Source organism: Mesorhizobium sp. CU3, assembly GCF_006442965.1.
GTDB lineage: Bacteria > Pseudomonadota > Alphaproteobacteria > Rhizobiales > Rhizobiaceae > Mesorhizobium.
This window is the reverse complement of the sequence record NZ_VFWX01000002.1, coordinates 262,279-278,960: the sequence shown is the minus strand read 5'-3', so window position 1 is coordinate 278,960 and position 16,682 is coordinate 262,279. Positions and strand designations below refer to the sequence as shown.

The following is a 16,682-nucleotide window of genomic DNA, read 5'->3' as shown; positions in this document are numbered from 1 at the left end:
CGGGATCCCCCAAGGGCGGCAAACCTCTCCGACTATTCCGATAAAGCCAGAGCGCGGCCGGGTCCAGTTCTAAGTAGATGCAGGTCGGCAACGCGCAACCGCGTTACTGACCGGCGAGCTGGCGGATGCGGTCGGTCACGTCACGGTCGCTGGCAAAGCCGTCGTCCTCGCGCAGCCGCTGTCCAATCATCTGCACCATCATCGGGTTGTCGGCGAATTTGGTGTGGTTGAAGCTGTCGGTGCCCTTGACCTTGGAGAGATCGACGACCGTCACGCCGTAGGAGGCGAGGTCGGCGGCGTCCCTGTAGTCGCCGACACGCGGCCGCGAGCCGGCGATCAGGCCGGACAGCCTGAGCGCCCGGTCATCGTCCGACAGAAGCAGGATGAACGGCTTGTCCGGCTTGCCGTAGCGGCGCATCTGGCTCTTGAAGACGTCGACGTCGATGTCGGGCGAGGCCAGCACCACGTCGCCGAGCTTGCCGCTCAAGTCGCGGTCGCCGGTGATGGCGAGCTGGCGCAGCGTCTCCATCGTCACCCAGGTGCCCATCGAATGGGCGACGATATCGATGCGCCGCGCACCGGTCTGGGCGAGCATGCGCAGCGTCACCTCGAGCTGGTCGCGGGCGGCGGCGGCGCTTTCCTTGTCGTAGACATAGTCGGTGGTCTTGGCGCCCGAGGCCCAGGAGAACAGCACCGGCGTGCCCGGATAGCCGGAATCATGCACGATCTGCGTCAGCCGGTAGACGGCGTCGTCGAAACCGGTGTTGTAGCCATGCACGAAAACCATGACGCGGCCGCCGCGGGCGGCGATATCGGCATTGAGCGCGCTGGCGAATTTCGGCTGCGTGTCATAGCCGACCATTTCGGAGGCCATGAAGTATTTGGTCGGGTCGTCCGACTTGCCGCGCGAGCGCCGTTCGATCTGGCCCGTCTGGTGGATCGGCGGCACAGTGACGCTGACGCGGGCGTAGTTGAGGGTCGCCGAGCGTTCCCCGTCGAACACCTTGTTCGGATCGTTTGAAGCCTTACGCGTGGTGGCGATGAAGATCGAGTGGTTGCCGGCGATCTCCGTCGCCTGCGTCGGCACGACGACACTGCCAAGGATCTCCTGCGTCTTATGGCCCGCGCAGCCCGCCATCAGCAGGGAAAGGGCAATGATCAAAAACGTCTTCAAATGCACGTCGACAAATCCACTCCGGCCACGATCGGCCATCCACCTCCGCGGAAACCTCCCCGACAGGCCAAGTGCGGCTAAAGTAAGTCGTGTCCGGAGAAAATCCGGTCCGATCGCGGCATCGGCGGCGCCACTGTTGCGCGAAAGCCAAAACGGCGTCAGGAAGGCCTATCGTCGGCGAAGCCGGCGTACAGGATCGGGGCGCATGCCGCCCAAGAACGAAATGAGGACCTTACAGTGACCAGCTTCTCCGCCCGGGTTGCGGCCGCCGCCGAGGCAATCCGCGGGATTTTCCCGGAAACGCCGCTGCAGGAGAACGACTATCTGTCGAAGAAGACCGGCGCCCGCATCCTTTTGAAGCGCGAGGATTTGACGCCGGTGCGCTCCTACAAGATCCGCGGCGCCTTCAATTTCTTCCGCAAGGCGCTCGCCGCCGGCAACAATGCCGAGCTGTTCGTCTGCGCCTCCGCCGGCAATCACGCGCAGGGCTTTGCCTTCGTCTGCCGGCATTTCGGCAAGAAGGGCGTCGTCTTCATGCCGGTGACGACGCCGCAGCAGAAGATCGATAAGACGCGGCTGTTCGGCGGCGATTTCGTCGAGATCAGGCTGGTCGGCGACTTCTTCGACGATTGCTACCGCGCCGCCTTCGAATTCACCGAGAGTTCGGGCGCGCATATGGTGCCGCCCTTCGACCACAAGGACATCATCGAGGGCCAGGCGACGGTCGCTTATGAGATCGCCGCTCAGATGCCGGGCGGGCGCATGCCCGACATCGTCATGCTGCCGGTCGGCGGTGGCGGGCTAGCCGCCGGCGTCACGCATTATTTCGCCGACCAGCATCGCGACGCGCGCTTCGTCTTTTGCGAGCCGGCAGGCGCGCCAAGCCTGCGCGAGAGCCTGGCGAGCGGCAAGCGCGTCAAGCTCGCCAAGGTCGACAATTTCGTCGACGGCGCGGCGGTGGCCGAGATCGGCCGCGAGCCGTTGCCCTATCTCAGGGAGTTCACCGCCGACGCTGTCCGGCTCATCCCCGAGAACCGGCTCTGCGCCACCATGATCGAGATGCTCAATGTCGAGGGCGTGGTGCTGGAGCCGGCAGGCGCGCTGGCCATCGACGCGCTCAAGGATTTCTCACGCAAGGAGATCAGGGGCAAGACCATCGTCGCCGTCGTCTCGGGCGGCAATTTCGACTTCGAGCGGCTGCCCGACGTGAAGGAGCGGGCGCTGCGCTTCGAAGGACTGAAGAAATACTTCATCATCCGCTTTCCGCAGCGTCCGGGGGCGCTGCGTGACTTCCTCGAGATGCTCGGCCCCGACGACGACATCGCCCGCTTCGAATATCTTAAAAAGTCGGCACGTAATTTCGGCTCGGTGCTGATCGGCATCGAGACCAAGGACCGGCGTAATTTCGATCTCTTGAAAGCTAATTTCGACGCCGAGGGCGTGCAGTATCAGGACATCACGGACAACGAGACGCTGGCCGGGTTCATCATATGAGCGCGAAGGTCTTCGTGGCGCTGTTTTCCGGCATCAATGTCGGCGGCAACCGCATGGTCAAGATGGCGGAGCTGAAGTCGTTCTTCGAAAGCCTCGGCTTCAGCGATGTCGCGACCTATGTGCAGAGCGGCAATGTCGTGTTCCGAGCGGAGAAGGGCGACGCGGCCGCGCTGACCGCGGAGCTGGAAGCGGCCTTCGAGCAGAAGTGGGGTTTTGCTTCGCGCATCATGGTGCGCGATGCGGGCTGGTTCAAGCGGCTGGTGAAGGACAATCCCTATCCGGAAGTCGCCGGCGAGCCGACCAAGCTGCATGCCTATGCGCTGGAGCGCGAGCCGACGGCCGAGGAGGAAAAGCGCCTGGCGGACAAATGCACCGGCCCCGAACGCTTCGAGATCAAGGGCGACGTGCTTTATTTGCATGCGCCGGACGGGCTCGGCAAATCGGTGTTCGCCAATCTCATCCCGCGCACGCTCAAAGTGCCGGGTACGGCGCGCAACTGGCGCAGCGTGCTTGCCTTGCTCGAAATGGCCTCGAAGGCCTGACGAGGTCCGTTCAGGCGGCCTTCTGCCAGTCGAAGGTCAGTTCCTCGCGGAAGGCGAAGCGCTTGATGTGGTCGGCGACGACCGTCTCCAGCCGTTCGAGCGAGGCGGCATCATTGGCGGCGACCGCGATGTGTAGCGTGGTGGCATCGGCATCCATGACGGTGCGGCCCAACGATGTCAGCTCGATGGTGCCGTGCTGCGGGTCGAACTCGACGGGGAATTTGTGTGCCCAGTGCTTGCAGAGCTGCTGCAGGTAGCGGCTGGCGTGTTCGGTGGCGACATCGGCGCGGCTTGAGGGCATGAAGAAGTTCTCCTGGGATCGCTTGGAGCGCTGGCTGTCGGCTGGGCGCGATGACCGCTTAGATAGGTGGCTTTGTTCAAAACGCAAAGGCGGCCGGCTTTTACCCCGGCCGCCTCGCTTCAAGATGGTGTGATCGCTACCAGGCGCCCGTGTTCGGCATCGAGGCCCAGGGTTCGGCCTTGGCCTGGGCCGGGCCTTTCTGCAGCAACTCGATCGAGATGCCATCCGGCGAGCGGATGAAGGCCATGTTGCCGTCGCGCGGCGGCCGGTTGATGGTGACGCCATTGTCCATCAGCTTCTGGCAGGTGGCGTAGATGTCGTCGACCTCATAGGCGAGGTGGCCGAAATTGCGGCCGCCCTTGTAGTCTTCCGGATCCCAGTTGTAGGTCAGCTCGACCAACGGCGCCTTGTCGTCGATGCCGCTCTTTTCGTCTTCCGAGGCGGCGAGGAAGATCAGCGTGTAGCGGCCCTGCTCGTTCTCGTAGCGGCGCACTTCCTTGAGGCCGAGCTTGTTGCAGTAGAAATCGAGCGATTGCTCGACATTGGCGACGCGGACCATTGTGTGCAGATAGCGCATGACGGCTTCCTCGGAGGTTGGATTGCGGCGCACCATAGGAGCCGCCTCGCGAAAGGGCAATCGTGCGACAATGCCGGCGGAGCGGTGGATTTCGACCCGGTCAATCCTGGCGAGACAGTGCCGGCAAACAACTTTTCCGTGTTTCCGGTGATCAACGGTGAAAAAAGGCACGTCAGGCCTTGCACACCCCGGAAGCCGCAGTGTTAAGCTGAAGCCAAGAATCAGTTGCGGTTTTAGTTGAAAAAGGGGGCATTCTTATGGGGGAAAAAGCCTCTTTCACGAGGCGGGACGGAAGCCTTGACGACGCCTTGCAGAAGGACAGCGGCGGCGACTCGGCCGACCTTGTCGAAATCGCAGGCGCTATCAAATGGTTCGACGTGGCCAAGGGCTACGGTTTCATTCTTCCCGATGACGGCGTCTCGGGTGACATTCTCCTCCATGTGACTTGTCTTCGACGGGACGGCTTCCAGACGGCGCTCGAGGGTGCACGCGTGGTTTGTCTCGTCAAGCAGGGCGAACGCGGCCTGCAGGCCTTCCGCGTTCTGTCGATGGACGCCTCGACCGCCATTCATCCGGCGGAGCAGGAGCAGCGCACGCATGTGACCGTGACCGCCGAGAGCGGCCTCGAACGCGCGCTGGTCAAGTGGTTCAACCGCACCAAAGGTTTCGGCTTCCTGACCCGGGGCGACGGCACGGAGGACATCTTCGTCCATATGGAGACGCTGCGACGCTACGGCATCACCGAGCTCAGGCCCGGCCAGGTCGTGCTGGTGCGTTTCGGGCGCGGCGACAAAGGCCTTATGGCGGCCGAAATCCACCCCGATATGGGTACCTTGTCGGTCTCGCACTGAGGTCTTTCCAGAACGGTCGGAAAGGCCTTTTGCGCTGGCGGCATCGTCTTGTCCGAAAACCCGGTTCCACTCCCGAGGAACATGGTTTAGGACGAGCTTGCACGAGGTATCACATGGCTTACCGCAACTGGTTGACTACAGGCGCGCTTTGCGTGGCGATTGTTTTCGCCGCCTATTTCAGCGGCCTGAGACCAAGCGCGGCGGATGCGATGCTGCTGCCGGTAGATCCGGCGCGGCTGGTTGTGGCGACCGGTTCCGGCGAACGTTCCTTCTCGATTGAAATCGCCGATACATCCGCCGAGCGCGAGGCGGGCCTTATGTTTCGCCAAAGCATGGCGGACGATCACGGCATGCTGTTCGTCTTCGACAAGGCCGACCAAGTGGCTTTCTGGATGAAGAACACGCCGATGCCGCTCGACATCGTCTTCATCGGCGCGGACGGCAGGATCAATGCGATCCGGCGCGGCGAGCCGGAATCCGAAGCAATCATCGCGCCGGGCACGATCGTCAAATACGTGCTCGAGCTCAAGGCCGGTATCGCCGCCAAGGACGGCATCGAGGAGGGCGATCAGCTGCGCCATCCGGCGATCGTCGCCGCATCCGGTTCCAACTGAGTTTTTTTGGCGATGCAGTTCCTCTCGCATGACGGCTTCGAGCTTGCCTTTCTCGACCGCCAGCCGGCATCGGGGCAGGGCGACCCGGTGTTGATGATCCACGGCTTTGCGTCGAGCCACTATGTCAACTGGGTGTCGCCCGGCTGGTTCAAGACGCTGAACGATGCCGGCTACTGGGCGATCGCCTTCGACCATCGTGGCCACGGCTCGTCGTCGAAGAGCTATGACGAGGCCGACTATACGCCGGCCAAGATGGCGTCAGACGCCTCGGCTTTGCTCGACCATCTCGGCATCGAGCGGGCGCATGTCATGGGCTATTCGATGGGCGCGCGCGTCTCGGCTTTCCTGGCATTGTCAGATCCGCAGAAGGTAGCGACGCTGGTGTTCGGCGGCCTCGGCATCGGCATGGTCGACGGCGTCGGCGACTGGGATCCGATCGCCGCCGCGCTTTTGGCGGAAGACCCCGCGCAAACCACGCATCCGCGCGGCCGCTCGTTCCGCGCCTTCGCCGACCAGACGCGCAGCGACCGGCGCGCGCTCGCGGCCTGCATCGCCACCTCGCGCGAACTGCTCAGCGAGGACGACATGGCCCGCATCGCCCAGCCGACGCTGATCGCTGTCGGCACCAAGGACGACATCGGCGGCTCGCCGGACGAGTTGGCCGCGCTGATGCCGAACGCCAAAGCCTTCCACATCGAGGGCCGCGACCACATGCTCGCCGTCGGCGACAAGAGTTTTAAGCAGCGCGTGCTGGAATTCTACGCCGAAAACCCGCTCTGAGCGCAGGGCGGGCGCGTTCGATCATGGTCGATCTTCTGGTCACTTATATGGAGATGCTCGCGCCGCCGTCTGGCGCGCCGCTCGCAGCGCCTGTGCCTGACGCTGTCGTTGCGTGCGAGAAGCTCGATCTTTCGAGCTATGTCGACCTCTACCGTGCCGTCGGCGGACCGGTGCAGTGGGACCAGCGTCTGCGCATGCCCAAGGCGGAGCTGGAAACACTGCTTGCCGGCGACGCCACGCATATCCACGTGCTGCGCGTCGGCGGCGAAGCCGCTGGCTTCTGCGAGTTCAACAATGTCGGCCAGCCGGCCGTCGAACTCGTGCATTTCGGGCTGGTCCCGGCCTTTCAAGGACGCCGACTTGGGCCGTTCCTGCTCGACCGGTCGCTCAGCGCAGCGTGGTCGCACCGGCCGGAACGGATCTGGCTTCACACCGATACGCATGACCATCCGGCCGCTCAATCGGTCTATGAGCGCGCGGGATTCAGAGCCTATGCGCGGCGGATGGAGACTTTTCCGGTTTAGGCTTTGTCGGGCTGCAGCGCTGCAAGCGAGCGCTCTAAATTCTGCCTTGCCCGAGGCTCGAAACGCCGCCGGAACTCGTCGGTGTAGAAGATATGTGGCCGGGCGATGAAATTCTGCAGGACCGCCGCGCGGCCGGCGCGCCACATCGGCTCCTCCACCCAGCCATATTCCAGCCGGACCGCCTTCTCGTAAGCATCGAACGCCGCGGGTTCGGCGCCGAGGATCGCCAAATCCATGTCGAGCAGGAAGGCTGCGTCGTTGAGCGCATCCTCGTCGCGAAAAGGCGGCAGTTGGTGCGTGGCGGTGGCGTTGATCATGGCTGTAATACGCTCGAGGCGGTGGGGATCGGCGCGGCCGGCCAGTCGTTTTTGGGCCAGTTCGGCGCTTTTCGCCTCATTGTCCTTGGCGCGGCTGTCATAGATGGCATCGTGGAACCAGATGGCTGCCTCGACGGCGCCCGGGTCATCGAGCAGGCTCCGGTATTCGTCAGCCAGTGCCAGCATGGCCTGGATGTGGGCGAGGCTGTGGTAGTGCCGATCCTCGGCCTGGTAGAGCTCGGAGAGCTCGCCCTTCAGCGCTTCGTCGATCAAGGCTTCTTGCATGGCGGACCTTTCACGGGGCGACGCATGGCGCGCGGCAGGGGGACTGTCGCCCAGGCTCGCCGTAAAGGCCAGCCGGCATCGGCAAACCGGTTGACCAGACGGCATCACCGCCGGAAGCTGCCTCGTCACTCAAACCGGAGGAGTTTGGCATGACCAGCACCGAAAAGGCGAAATTAGGCACGATCGACATGAAGCTGGAGGCTGTCGTCATCCCCGTGTCGGATGTCGACCGGTCGAAGAATTTCTATGCAGGCCTCGGATGGCGGCTCGACGCCGATTTCGTCGTCGGCGATGCGTTTCGGGTCGTGCAGTTCACGCCACCCGGCTCGCCATGCTCGATCCATTTCGGCAAAGGGCTGACGCCGGCGGCGCCCGGCTCGGCCAAAGTGCTCTATCTCATCGTTTACGACATCGAGGCGGCGCATGCCGAGCTGGTTGCGCGCGGCGTCGCGGCGAGCGAGGTGTTCCATCGCAACGGTCCTGGACAGCCGGCGGTCAGCGGCCGGCATCCGCAAGGGCAAAGCTATTCGTCATTCGTCACTTTCAGCGACCCCGACGGCAATGGCTGGCTGCTGCAGGAGATCACCCAGCGACTGCCCGGGCGCATCGATGCGCGCGACACGGTGTTCGCGTCGTCGGCCGAGCTTGCCGCGGCACTTCGGCGGGCGGCCGCCGCCCATGGCGAACACGAGAAGCGAACCGGCGGCCAGTACGACACGAATTGGCCCGACTGGTACGCCGAATACATGGTTGCCGAGCACGCCGGCGCGGCGTTGCCGACCTGACTTCGACGGCAATCGCGGCCGTTTTCCTCGGATGGGCGTCGTTTCGGCGCCTGTCCCCGATCAAGGGTTCGTTTTCCATCGCGGCTTGAATTCGCGTGAACCATGTCCATTTGAACAGCTACTTAAGGAAAATTGAGTTCAACCGTGCTATGATCTGGCCTATATGTGCCGCCGGAGAATGAGCAAGGCCGGAGAGCGTCGATGAACAGCGTTACGATTGCCCGCCCCAGCACGGTGCAGCCGGTCGACCCGATCTGGCGCTCGATCCGCGACGAGGCGATGGAAGCAGTGAACCGCGATCCGCTGCTTGCGGCCTTCCTCTATTCGACCGTCCTCAACCAGGAGAGCCTGGAGGAAACGGTCATCCACCGGTTGGCTGAGCGCCTCGATCACCAGGACATCGGTTCAGACCTCATCCGCCAGACCTTCAAGGCGATGCTCGACGACGATCCGGACTGGAGCACGACGGTGCGCGTCGACATCCAGGCCTATTACGATCGCGACCCGGCCTGCGACCGCTTCATCATGCCGGTGCTCTATTTCAAGGGTTTTCACGCCATCCAGACGCATCGTCTGGCGCATTGGCTGTGGAACCAGGGCCGCCGGGACTTCGCGCTCTACCTGCAGAGCCGGTCGTCCTCGGTGTTCCAGACCGACATCAATCCGGCCGCGCGCATCGGCAAGGGCATCTTTATCGACCACGCCACCGGCCTCGTAGTCGGCGAGACGGCGGTGATCGAGGACGATGTGTCGATCCTGCACGGCGTGACGCTGGGCGGCACCGGCAAGGCCAATGGCGACCGTCATCCAAAAATCCGCCGCGGCGTGCTGATCGGCGCCGGCGCCAAGATCCTCGGCAATATCGAGGTCGGCCATTGCTCGAAGATCGCGGCGGGCTCGGTCGTGCTTTCGCCCGTGCCGCACAACAAGACGGTCGCCGGCGTGCCGGCGCGAGTCGTCGGCGAGACGGGCTGCGACCAGCCTTCGCGGCAGATGGACCAGCTTCTGCCCTCGCAGAGCATGGACCACGTCGTCAGCTTCGACATCTGATCGAGCCGTCACTGGAATTGCGGCGGCCGAACGGGCCGCCGGTTCCGCTTCGCGGTTCTCCCGTGCTATCCTGCCCGCTTGCCTTTACATGGCCATTGTTGGCGTGTCAGAAGCGCGTTCCATCGAACGGAGAAGTCTTTTGAAGCCCGACGAAATCAGAAAGCTGGACGCCTATTTCAAGCGCGTCTTCCAGAACCCGAAGCTGCAGGTCAAGGCGCGCCCGCGCAAGGAAGACTCGGCCGAGGTCTATGTCGGCGACGAATTCCTCGGCATCGTCTTCAAGGACGAGGACGACGGCGATTACAACTTCTCGATGGCGATCCTCGACATCGATCTGGCCTAATCGTGCATCGGTTCCGTCCGGGCGTGCCTATCGCCGCCCGGCCGTTTACGACCTTGGGGCGAATATCGCCTAGTCCGGGCAATGCCGCGGGATATGTACCCGCCGCCAGCTCGTCGACCCTTCCCGCACCACCACCCGGCGCGCCACCGTCCCGTATGAAGGCGGGATTTCGCGGATCCGGACCTGCTCAGGCCGCACCAGCACTTCACGGGCGACGCTTTCATATTCCGCCGGCTGGACGACGCGGCGCACGCGCTCCGGCCTGACCACGACGATTTCGGCGACGCGCGCGTAGCGGGCCTTGCGCCACACCTTGCAGAGCACCTTGCGGCCATGGATGACGCGCCATTCCCAGGCATAGCCGCCATTATCCACCTTGACCGTGTGGTAGATCGTTCGGGTTACCGCCGGTACGGTCTCATAGGTGACACGCCGCGGCGCGATCTGCTCGACGCTCTGATAGGCTCCATAGATCGGCGCGTCGTAATCGACCACCTGGCCGCCGGGGCTCAGCATCACGTCCTCGTAGACGGTGTCGTAGAGTGCCGGTCTGCGGACCGGCTCATAGCATTCGAGCGCGCGGCTGCCGGCCATGGTTTCGGGCATGGTGGCAAGCATCGCGATGGCTGCGAGCGAAGCGGAGATTTTGCGGATCATGACATTCCCCCGTTGAAAAAGGACGTCTGTTCAACGCAGGAGTGTAGCCGAAGGTCCGCGGGCGGACAGGGATTTCGGGGCTTTTCGTTAAGCGGCGCGGTTAAGGAATTGCTAAACCGAGACCTACCAGTATCGCATCCCGATGGCGATTATAGAATATGAGGCTCTAGCTAGAGCTAGCCTCTACCTCCTGAGGATCGCTATTATCATCGCTCACTACGTTGAGCACACGAGACCACTCGAATTTTCGCCTTGCGATGGGAGGGGATTCAGAGAAGTAATAATTTCCATTGGGTCGTAAATCTGGAAAAGAGTTAGTGTTGAGCACTTTGCTTCCAGAAAAATCGCATGTATCGAAATCATTACGCTTTATGTTTGAAGCGCTGCAGGAAGTGATCTCGCACTGAACAAAATTGCATTTGCTGTATCCAAATTTTGCTAAATCAATTGTGCAATCCTCAAACGCCGTTTCGCTGAATGAAAATCTTGTCTTGCTTTCAGAAAGTGCGGTTTCGTCAAAGTGGTCGAATTTTCCTCCGATGTATCGAACGGCAATGGCTCCGATTATAATTACCCATCCTTCGTCAATTCGACTTGAGTGCAGAGCTCTCGCGTCGAAGGTAAGTCTTCGATTGGCGAATCGGTCAAGTCGCGAACCTTGTGACAATGCAGACATGGCCGCGGCGACTAGATTATTTGGCTCGCCGTACTCGTAGCCGTCTTGAACGTAGTCAGCCAAAAGATCCATTGCCCGCGCCGCGAACTTGGCATTTGGCGCTTCGGCAACAGATTGGAGGATGGCGATACCGGCGGCGACGTGGGATTTCTTGCCGCTTTCGCCTATGAGTTCCGCACCTCGTTGAAGGAGATCGGCCAGATTGTTCTCTTCCGTAGCGGCGATCTGAAGGGCGAGTTTGTCGATCTGTTCCCGTTGAAGATTGGTAGCCTTGAGTTGAGCGTCGGCCTGACGTTTAGAAATTCTTCCACGCCAAACAATAGTGCAGAAGGACACGACTGCTCCGCCAAATACGCCAAACGGTGCCGAAATTTGCACCCGCATCAGCCGATCAGCATCGTCCGGAGCAACGATGACCCAAATACTGGCCGCTAAGAAGCCGGTCAGCAATATGACGGCAGTCGCGATTGCCAGACTTTGCCAAGTGTCCTCTCGTTCCCATCGTTCTTGATTGGCGTCACTGCTATCTTCCATTCTCCACCCCCTGTATCATTTCTAAGACATTCAGAAGGTTGCAGGCAACTGGCACTTAACACCGACGTACGGGGAGGCCGCTGTTCGGGCACCGTATTCCATCCCTAGCAGCGCTTGATTCCACTTAACCAGGTGGCTAGGAGAGGCGGCCTTGCGCTAGGGTGAGCCGGCATCCTATTTAGGTCATAACCGATCCAGAACGATTCCGCTTGATTGCCACCACGCCGCCGGAATCCCATCTCCAACAAGGGCTGTCCATGAAGAACCCCGTTGAAACCTACATGAACCTCGTTCCGATGGTGGTCGAGCAGACCAACCGCGGCGAGCGCGCCTACGACATCTTCTCGCGCCTGTTGAAGGAACGCATCATCTTCATCACCGGTCCGGTCGAGGACGGGATGGCGACGCTGGTTTGTGCACAGCTTTTGTTCCTCGAGGCTGAGAACCCCAAGAAGGAGATCAACCTCTACATCAACTCGCCGGGTGGCGTGGTGACCTCGGGCATGGCTATCTACGACACCATGCAGTTCATCAAGCCGGCGGTGTCGACGCTCTGCATCGGCCAGGCCGCTTCGATGGGCTCGCTGCTTTTGTGCGCTGGCCACAAGGACATGCGCTTTGCGACGCCGAACGCCCGCATCATGGTTCACCAGCCGTCCGGCGGTTTCCAGGGCCAGGCCTCGGATATCGAGCGCCACGCCATGGACATCGTCAAGCTGAAGCGCCGCCTGAACGAGGTCTATGTCAAGCACACCGGCAAGAGCTATGACGAGATCGAGCGCACGCTCGACCGCGATCATTTCATGACGGCCGACGAAGCCAAGGAATTCGGCCTGATCGACAAGGTGATCTCGAGCCGCGAGGCCGCCGAGCCCGCCGCCGCCCAGACCTGATTGGCGGCTGGTCGCTGGTATAACGCGCTTTTGGCCTGGCTTGCGGCATTTCGGCCACAATTGGCTGTTCCCTCAGGCGTTGCGATTGCCTACGTTAAGGCTATGTTGATTTTCGACGGCTTAGCTTTGCGTGGGGGTAGCTGCGAATCATTGCCGCGTTTTCTGATTTCGTGTTTGGTACGGAAGGCGCAGTGTGAGCCGGAACACTGGCGGCGGCGGATTCCTGCGATAGATTGGTGAGACGCCACTCAAAAAGCCAGGCCATCGGCGGGCGTCGGGTGAAAGGACGAGAAAATGAGCAAGGTCAGCAACGGCGGCGGTGATTCAAAGAACACGCTTTACTGCTCGTTTTGCGGCAAAAGCCAGCATGAGGTCCGCAAGCTGATCGCGGGCCCGACAGTCTTCATCTGCGACGAATGCGTCGAACTGTGCATGGACATCATCCGCGAGGAAAACAAAACCTCGATGGTGAAGTCGCGCGAGGGCGTGCCGACACCGCAGGAGATCCTGAAAGTTCTCGACGACTACGTGATCGGCCAGCCCTACGCCAAGCGCGTACTCTCGGTTGCGGTCCACAACCACTACAAGCGCCTCGCGCATGCCGGCAAGAACAACGATGTCGAGCTGGCGAAGTCGAACATCCTTCTGATCGGCCCGACCGGCTGCGGCAAGACGCTGCTTGCCCAGACGCTCGCCCGCATCATCGACGTGCCGTTCACCATGGCCGACGCCACGACGCTGACCGAGGCCGGCTATGTCGGCGAGGACGTCGAGAACATCATCCTGAAGCTGTTGCAGTCGGCCGACTACAATGTGGAGCGCGCCCAGCGCGGCATCGTCTATATCGACGAAATCGACAAGATCTCGCGCAAGTCGGACAATCCCTCGATCACCCGCGACGTGTCGGGCGAGGGCGTGCAGCAGGCGCTTCTGAAGATCATGGAAGGCACGGTCGCTTCGGTACCGCCGCAGGGTGGCCGCAAGCATCCGCAGCAGGAATTCCTGCAGGTCGACACCGCCAACATCCTGTTCATCTGCGGCGGCGCCTTCGCCGGGCTGGACAAGATCATCTCGGACCGCGGCCGCAAGACCTCGATCGGCTTCGGCGCGACGGTGGCTTCGCCCGAGGACAGGCGCACCGGCGACCTGTTCCGCCAGGTCGAGCCCGAGGATCTGCTGAAATTCGGCCTGATCCCGGAATTCGTCGGCCGTCTGCCGGTGCTGGCGACGCTGGAGGACCTCGACGAGCCGGCGCTGATCCAGATCCTGACCGAACCGAAGAACGCGCTGGTCAAGCAGTATCAGCGGTTGTTCGAGATGGAAAATGTCGACCTGACCTTCCACGAGAATGCGCTGTCGGCCATCGCCAAGCGCGCCATCGAGCGCAAGACCGGCGCGCGCGGCCTGCGCTCCATCATGGAGGCGATCCTGCTCGACACCATGTTCGAACTGCCGGCGCTGGAAGGCGTGCGCGAAGTGGTGATTTCGGAAGAGGTGGTCTCCGGCAACGCCCGGCCGCTCTACATCTATTCCGAGCAGAAGGAAAAGAAGGGCTCGGTCAGCGCCTGAAATGGAGCTCGATCCCGCAATTTTCATGGAACGGCGCCCGCGTGGCGCCGTTTTGCTGTCGGCGGCGCGGGGATATGCGATGGAAGGGGTCTGGCGACCGTGTTAACCCTTGATCTTTGCCCCCGATGCATCCACCTAACAGCAGAAGGCCGTGGCGCCGAATTCTGTGCTGTAAAACTCCCGTCACAAACGGTGGTAGGCGGAACGACGCTCGGTCGTTAATATGAGATTCGCGGTTGGCTAAAATAAGCGGCCGCGACATGAAAGGTTGGACTATGGCCAAGATATCAAAGGCTTCCGGCGACGGCGTTTTCGCGGTCCTCCCACTGCGCGATATCGTCGTGTTCCCGCATATGATCGTTCCGCTCTTCGTGGGCCGTGAAAAGTCGATCAAGGCGCTGGAAGAGGTGATGGGTCAGGAAAAGCAGATCCTGCTCGCCACCCAGATGAACGCAGCCGACGACGACCCCGAACCCGATGCGATCTTCGACATCGGCACGCTCGCCAATGTGCTGCAGCTCTTGAAGCTTCCCGACGGCACCGTGAAGGTGCTGGTCGAAGGCGCCTCGCGCGCCAAGATCGTCTCGTTCACCGACCGCGCCGATTTCCACGAGGCCCGCGCCACGGCGCTCGCCGAGCCGGAAGAGGAAGAGGTCGAGATCGAGGCGCTTGCCCGCTCGGTCGTCACCGACTTCGAGAATTACGTCAAGCTGAACAAGAAGATTTCGCCCGAAGTGGTCGGCGCTGCCAGCCAGATCGACGACTATTCCAAGCTCGCCGACACGGTTGCCTCGCACCTCGCCATCAAGATCCCCGAGAAGCAGGAGATGCTCGCCACGCTTTCCGTCAAGGAGCGTCTGGAGAAGGCTATGGGCTTCATGGAAGCCGAGATCTCCGTGCTCCAGGTGGAGAAGCGCATCCGCTCGCGCGTCAAGCGCCAGATGGAGAAGACGCAGCGCGAGTACTACCTCAACGAGCAGATGAAGGCGATCCAGAAGGAGCTCGGCGAGGGCGAGGACGGCCGCGACGAGGCCGCCGAGATCGAGGCGCGCATCAAGAAGACCAAGCTCTCCAAGGAGGCCCGCGAGAAGGCGGAAGCCGAACTGAAGAAGCTGCGTTCGATGTCGCCGATGTCGGCTGAATCGACTGTCGTGCGCAACTATCTCGACTGGCTCTTGTCGATCCCGTGGGGCAAGAACTCCAAGGTCAAGCAGGACCTGGCCTTCGCCCAGAACGTGCTCGACACCGACCATTTCGGCCTCGAAAAGGTCAAGGAGCGCATCGTCGAGTATCTCGCCGTGCAGAGCCGCCAGAAGAAGCTGAAGGGGCCGATCCTGTGCCTCGTCGGCCCGCCCGGCGTCGGCAAGACCTCGCTCGGCAAGTCGATCGCCAAGGCGACTGGACGTGAGTTCATCCGCATGGCGCTCGGCGGCGTGCGCGACGAGGCCGAGATCCGCGGCCACCGCCGGACCTATATCGGCTCGATGCCCGGCAAGGTCATCCAGTCGATGAAGAAGGCCAAGAAGTCCAACCCGCTCTTCCTGCTCGACGAGATCGACAAGATGGGCCAGGACTTCCGCGGCGATCCGTCTTCGGCCCTGCTCGAGGTGCTCGATCCGGAGCAGAACTCGACGTTCATGGACCATTACCTCGAGGTCGAATACGACTTGTCGAGCGTGATGTTCGTGACGACGGCGAACACGCTGAACATCCCTGCGCCCTTGATGGACCGCATGGAGATCATCCGTATCGCCGGCTACACCGAGGACGAGAAGATCGAGATCGCCAAGCGGCACCTGATGCCGAAGGTGATCCGCGACCACGCCTTGCAGCCGAACGAATTCTGGGTCGGCGAGGACGCGATCCGCGGCATCATCCAGACCTACACGCGGGAAGCCGGCGTGCGCAGCCTTGAGCGCGAGCTGATGAAGCTCGGCCGCAAGGCGGTGACCGAAATCCTGCGGACGAAGAAGAAGACGGTGAAGATCACGGCGGCCAACCTCGCCGATTATCTCGGCGTGCCGCGCTTCCGCTTCGGTCAGGTCGAGGCTGACGATCAGGTCGGCGTGGTCACCGGTCTTGCCTGGACGGAAGTCGGCGGCGAGTTGCTGACGGTCGAAGGCGTCATGATGCCCGGCAAGGGCCGCATGACGGTGACCGGCAATTTGCGCGACGTGATGAAGGAATCGATCTCGGCGGCGGCCTCCTATGTCCGCTCACGGGCGCTCGATTTCGGCATCGAGCCGCCGCTCTTCGACAAGCGCGATATCCATGTCCACTTGCCGGAGGGCGCTACGCCGAAGGACGGCCCGTCCGCGGGCGCCGCGATGGCCACGGTCATCGTGTCGGTGCTGACGGGTATCCCGATCCGCGCCGATGTGGCGATGACCGGCGAGATAACGCTGCGCGGCCGCATTCTGCCGATCGGCGGCCTGAAGGAGAAGCTGCTCGCGGCACTTCGCGGCGGCATCAAGAAGGTGCTGATCCCGGAAGAGAACGTCAAGGATCTGGCGGAGATTCCGGACAATGTGAAGAACGGCATGGAGATCGTTCCGGTGTCGCGGGTCGGCGAGGTGCTGACACACGCGTTGACCAGGATGCCGGAGCCGATCGAGTGGGTCGAGCCGGTCAATGTGCCGGCTTCGGTCGATGCCGACGACGAAGCCGGCAAGCCGTTGGCTCATTAGAATCTTCTAACATTGCATTGCACAATGAG

At 62.0% G+C, this 16,682-nt stretch carries 18 protein-coding genes; 12 read left to right on the top strand and 6 right to left on the bottom strand.

The genetic code is table 11. The annotated features are described in order from the left end of the window. Window positions 1-103: 103 nt before the first annotated feature. The gene (locus FJ988_RS04805) at window positions 104-1,138 is read right to left on the bottom strand and encodes an alpha/beta hydrolase (RefSeq protein ID WP_246688444.1); all 1,035 of its coding nucleotides are present in this window, start codon (window positions 1,136-1,138) and stop codon (window positions 104-106) included. A 273-nt stretch (window positions 1,139-1,411) separates the two neighbouring features. On the opposite strand from FJ988_RS04805, the gene ilvA reads away from it, so the two are divergent. Both ilvA and FJ988_RS04795 read left to right on the top strand, forming a co-directional pair. Next, on the top strand, window positions 1,412-2,668 hold the full coding sequence (ilvA, locus tag FJ988_RS04800; protein ID WP_140815612.1) for a threonine ammonia-lyase IlvA: 1,257 nt from the start codon (window positions 1,412-1,414) through the stop codon (window positions 2,666-2,668). Beyond that, window positions 2,665-3,210 carry a DUF1697 domain-containing protein gene (locus FJ988_RS04795; protein WP_140815611.1) on the top strand — a complete coding sequence of 182 codons (546 nt, stop codon included), beginning with the start codon at window positions 2,665-2,667 and terminating at the stop codon, window positions 3,208-3,210. The genes ilvA and FJ988_RS04795 overlap by 4 nt, the downstream gene beginning before the upstream one ends. Before the next feature lie 10 nt (window positions 3,211-3,220). Here FJ988_RS04795 and FJ988_RS04790 read toward each other — a convergent pair whose 3' ends face one another. Together FJ988_RS04790 and FJ988_RS04785 are read right to left on the bottom strand one after the other, a co-directional pair. Beyond that, on the bottom strand, window positions 3,221-3,511 hold the full coding sequence (locus FJ988_RS04790) for a DUF2218 domain-containing protein (RefSeq protein ID WP_140815610.1): 291 nt from the start codon (window positions 3,509-3,511) through the stop codon (window positions 3,221-3,223). A gap of 136 nt (window positions 3,512-3,647) precedes the next feature. Continuing rightward, window positions 3,648-4,088 carry a VOC family protein gene (locus FJ988_RS04785; protein WP_140815858.1) on the bottom strand — a complete coding sequence of 147 codons (441 nt, stop codon included), beginning with the start codon at window positions 4,086-4,088 and terminating at the stop codon, window positions 3,648-3,650. 257 nt (window positions 4,089-4,345) lie between these two features. On the opposite strand from FJ988_RS04785, the gene FJ988_RS04780 reads away from it, so the two are divergent. From FJ988_RS04780 to FJ988_RS04765, 4 genes are all read left to right on the top strand, one after another. Further along, window positions 4,346-4,939 carry a cold-shock protein gene (locus FJ988_RS04780; RefSeq protein ID WP_140815609.1) on the top strand — a complete coding sequence of 198 codons (594 nt, stop codon included), beginning with the start codon at window positions 4,346-4,348 and terminating at the stop codon, window positions 4,937-4,939. A 113-nt stretch (window positions 4,940-5,052) separates the two neighbouring features. After that, window positions 5,053-5,553, top strand: a complete 501-nt coding sequence (locus FJ988_RS04775; protein WP_140815608.1) for a DUF192 domain-containing protein — start codon at window positions 5,053-5,055, stop codon at window positions 5,551-5,553. A 12-nt stretch (window positions 5,554-5,565) separates the two neighbouring features. Further along, entirely contained in the window at window positions 5,566-6,333 is a 768-nt protein-coding gene (locus FJ988_RS04770) for an alpha/beta fold hydrolase (protein WP_140815857.1), read from the top strand. 23 nt (window positions 6,334-6,356) lie between these two features. Further along, window positions 6,357-6,857 (top strand): N-acetyltransferase, encoded by a 501-nt coding sequence (locus FJ988_RS04765; RefSeq protein WP_140815607.1) that lies wholly within the window; start codon window positions 6,357-6,359, stop codon window positions 6,855-6,857. Here the strand turns inward: FJ988_RS04765 and FJ988_RS04760 are convergent. Then, window positions 6,854-7,459 (bottom strand): hypothetical protein, encoded by a 606-nt coding sequence (locus FJ988_RS04760; RefSeq protein WP_140815606.1) that lies wholly within the window; start codon window positions 7,457-7,459, stop codon window positions 6,854-6,856. The genes FJ988_RS04765 and FJ988_RS04760 overlap by 4 nt on opposite strands. 149 nt (window positions 7,460-7,608) lie before the next feature. On the opposite strand from FJ988_RS04760, the gene FJ988_RS04755 reads away from it, so the two are divergent. The 3 genes from FJ988_RS04755 (at window position 7,609) to FJ988_RS04745 (ending at window position 9,637) form a co-directional block, all read left to right on the top strand. Next, window positions 7,609-8,244 (top strand): VOC family protein, encoded by a 636-nt coding sequence (locus FJ988_RS04755; RefSeq protein WP_140815605.1) that lies wholly within the window; start codon window positions 7,609-7,611, stop codon window positions 8,242-8,244. A 201-nt stretch (window positions 8,245-8,445) separates the two neighbouring features. Next, window positions 8,446-9,294 carry a serine O-acetyltransferase gene (cysE, locus tag FJ988_RS04750; protein WP_140815604.1) on the top strand — a complete coding sequence of 283 codons (849 nt, stop codon included), beginning with the start codon at window positions 8,446-8,448 and terminating at the stop codon, window positions 9,292-9,294. 139 nt (window positions 9,295-9,433) lie between these two features. Next, window positions 9,434-9,637, top strand: coding sequence for a DUF3126 family protein (locus FJ988_RS04745; protein WP_027166457.1), 204 nt, complete (start codon window positions 9,434-9,436; stop codon window positions 9,635-9,637). A 69-nt stretch (window positions 9,638-9,706) separates the two neighbouring features. Here the strand turns inward: FJ988_RS04745 and FJ988_RS04740 are convergent, their stop codons facing one another. After that, window positions 9,707-10,294 (bottom strand): hypothetical protein, encoded by a 588-nt coding sequence (locus FJ988_RS04740; protein ID WP_140815603.1) that lies wholly within the window; start codon window positions 10,292-10,294, stop codon window positions 9,707-9,709. A 166-nt stretch (window positions 10,295-10,460) separates the two neighbouring features. After that, a complete protein-coding gene (locus FJ988_RS04735) occupies window positions 10,461-11,504 on the bottom strand; it encodes a hypothetical protein (protein WP_140815602.1) in 1,044 nt (347 codons plus the stop codon). A 257-nt stretch (window positions 11,505-11,761) separates the two neighbouring features. On the opposite strand from FJ988_RS04735, the gene FJ988_RS04730 reads away from it, so the two are divergent. From FJ988_RS04730 to lon, 3 genes are all read left to right on the top strand, one after another. Next, window positions 11,762-12,397, top strand: coding sequence for an ATP-dependent Clp protease proteolytic subunit (locus FJ988_RS04730; protein ID WP_140815601.1), 636 nt, complete (start codon window positions 11,762-11,764; stop codon window positions 12,395-12,397). A gap of 294 nt (window positions 12,398-12,691) precedes the next feature. Beyond that, on the top strand, window positions 12,692-13,966 hold the full coding sequence (gene clpX, locus FJ988_RS04725) for an ATP-dependent Clp protease ATP-binding subunit ClpX (protein ID WP_140815600.1): 1,275 nt from the start codon (window positions 12,692-12,694) through the stop codon (window positions 13,964-13,966). Window positions 13,967-14,241: 275 nt separating this feature from the next. Beyond that, a complete protein-coding gene (gene lon / locus FJ988_RS04720; RefSeq protein WP_140815599.1) occupies window positions 14,242-16,653 on the top strand; it encodes an endopeptidase La in 2,412 nt (803 codons plus the stop codon). Window positions 16,654-16,682 lie beyond the last annotated feature (29 nt).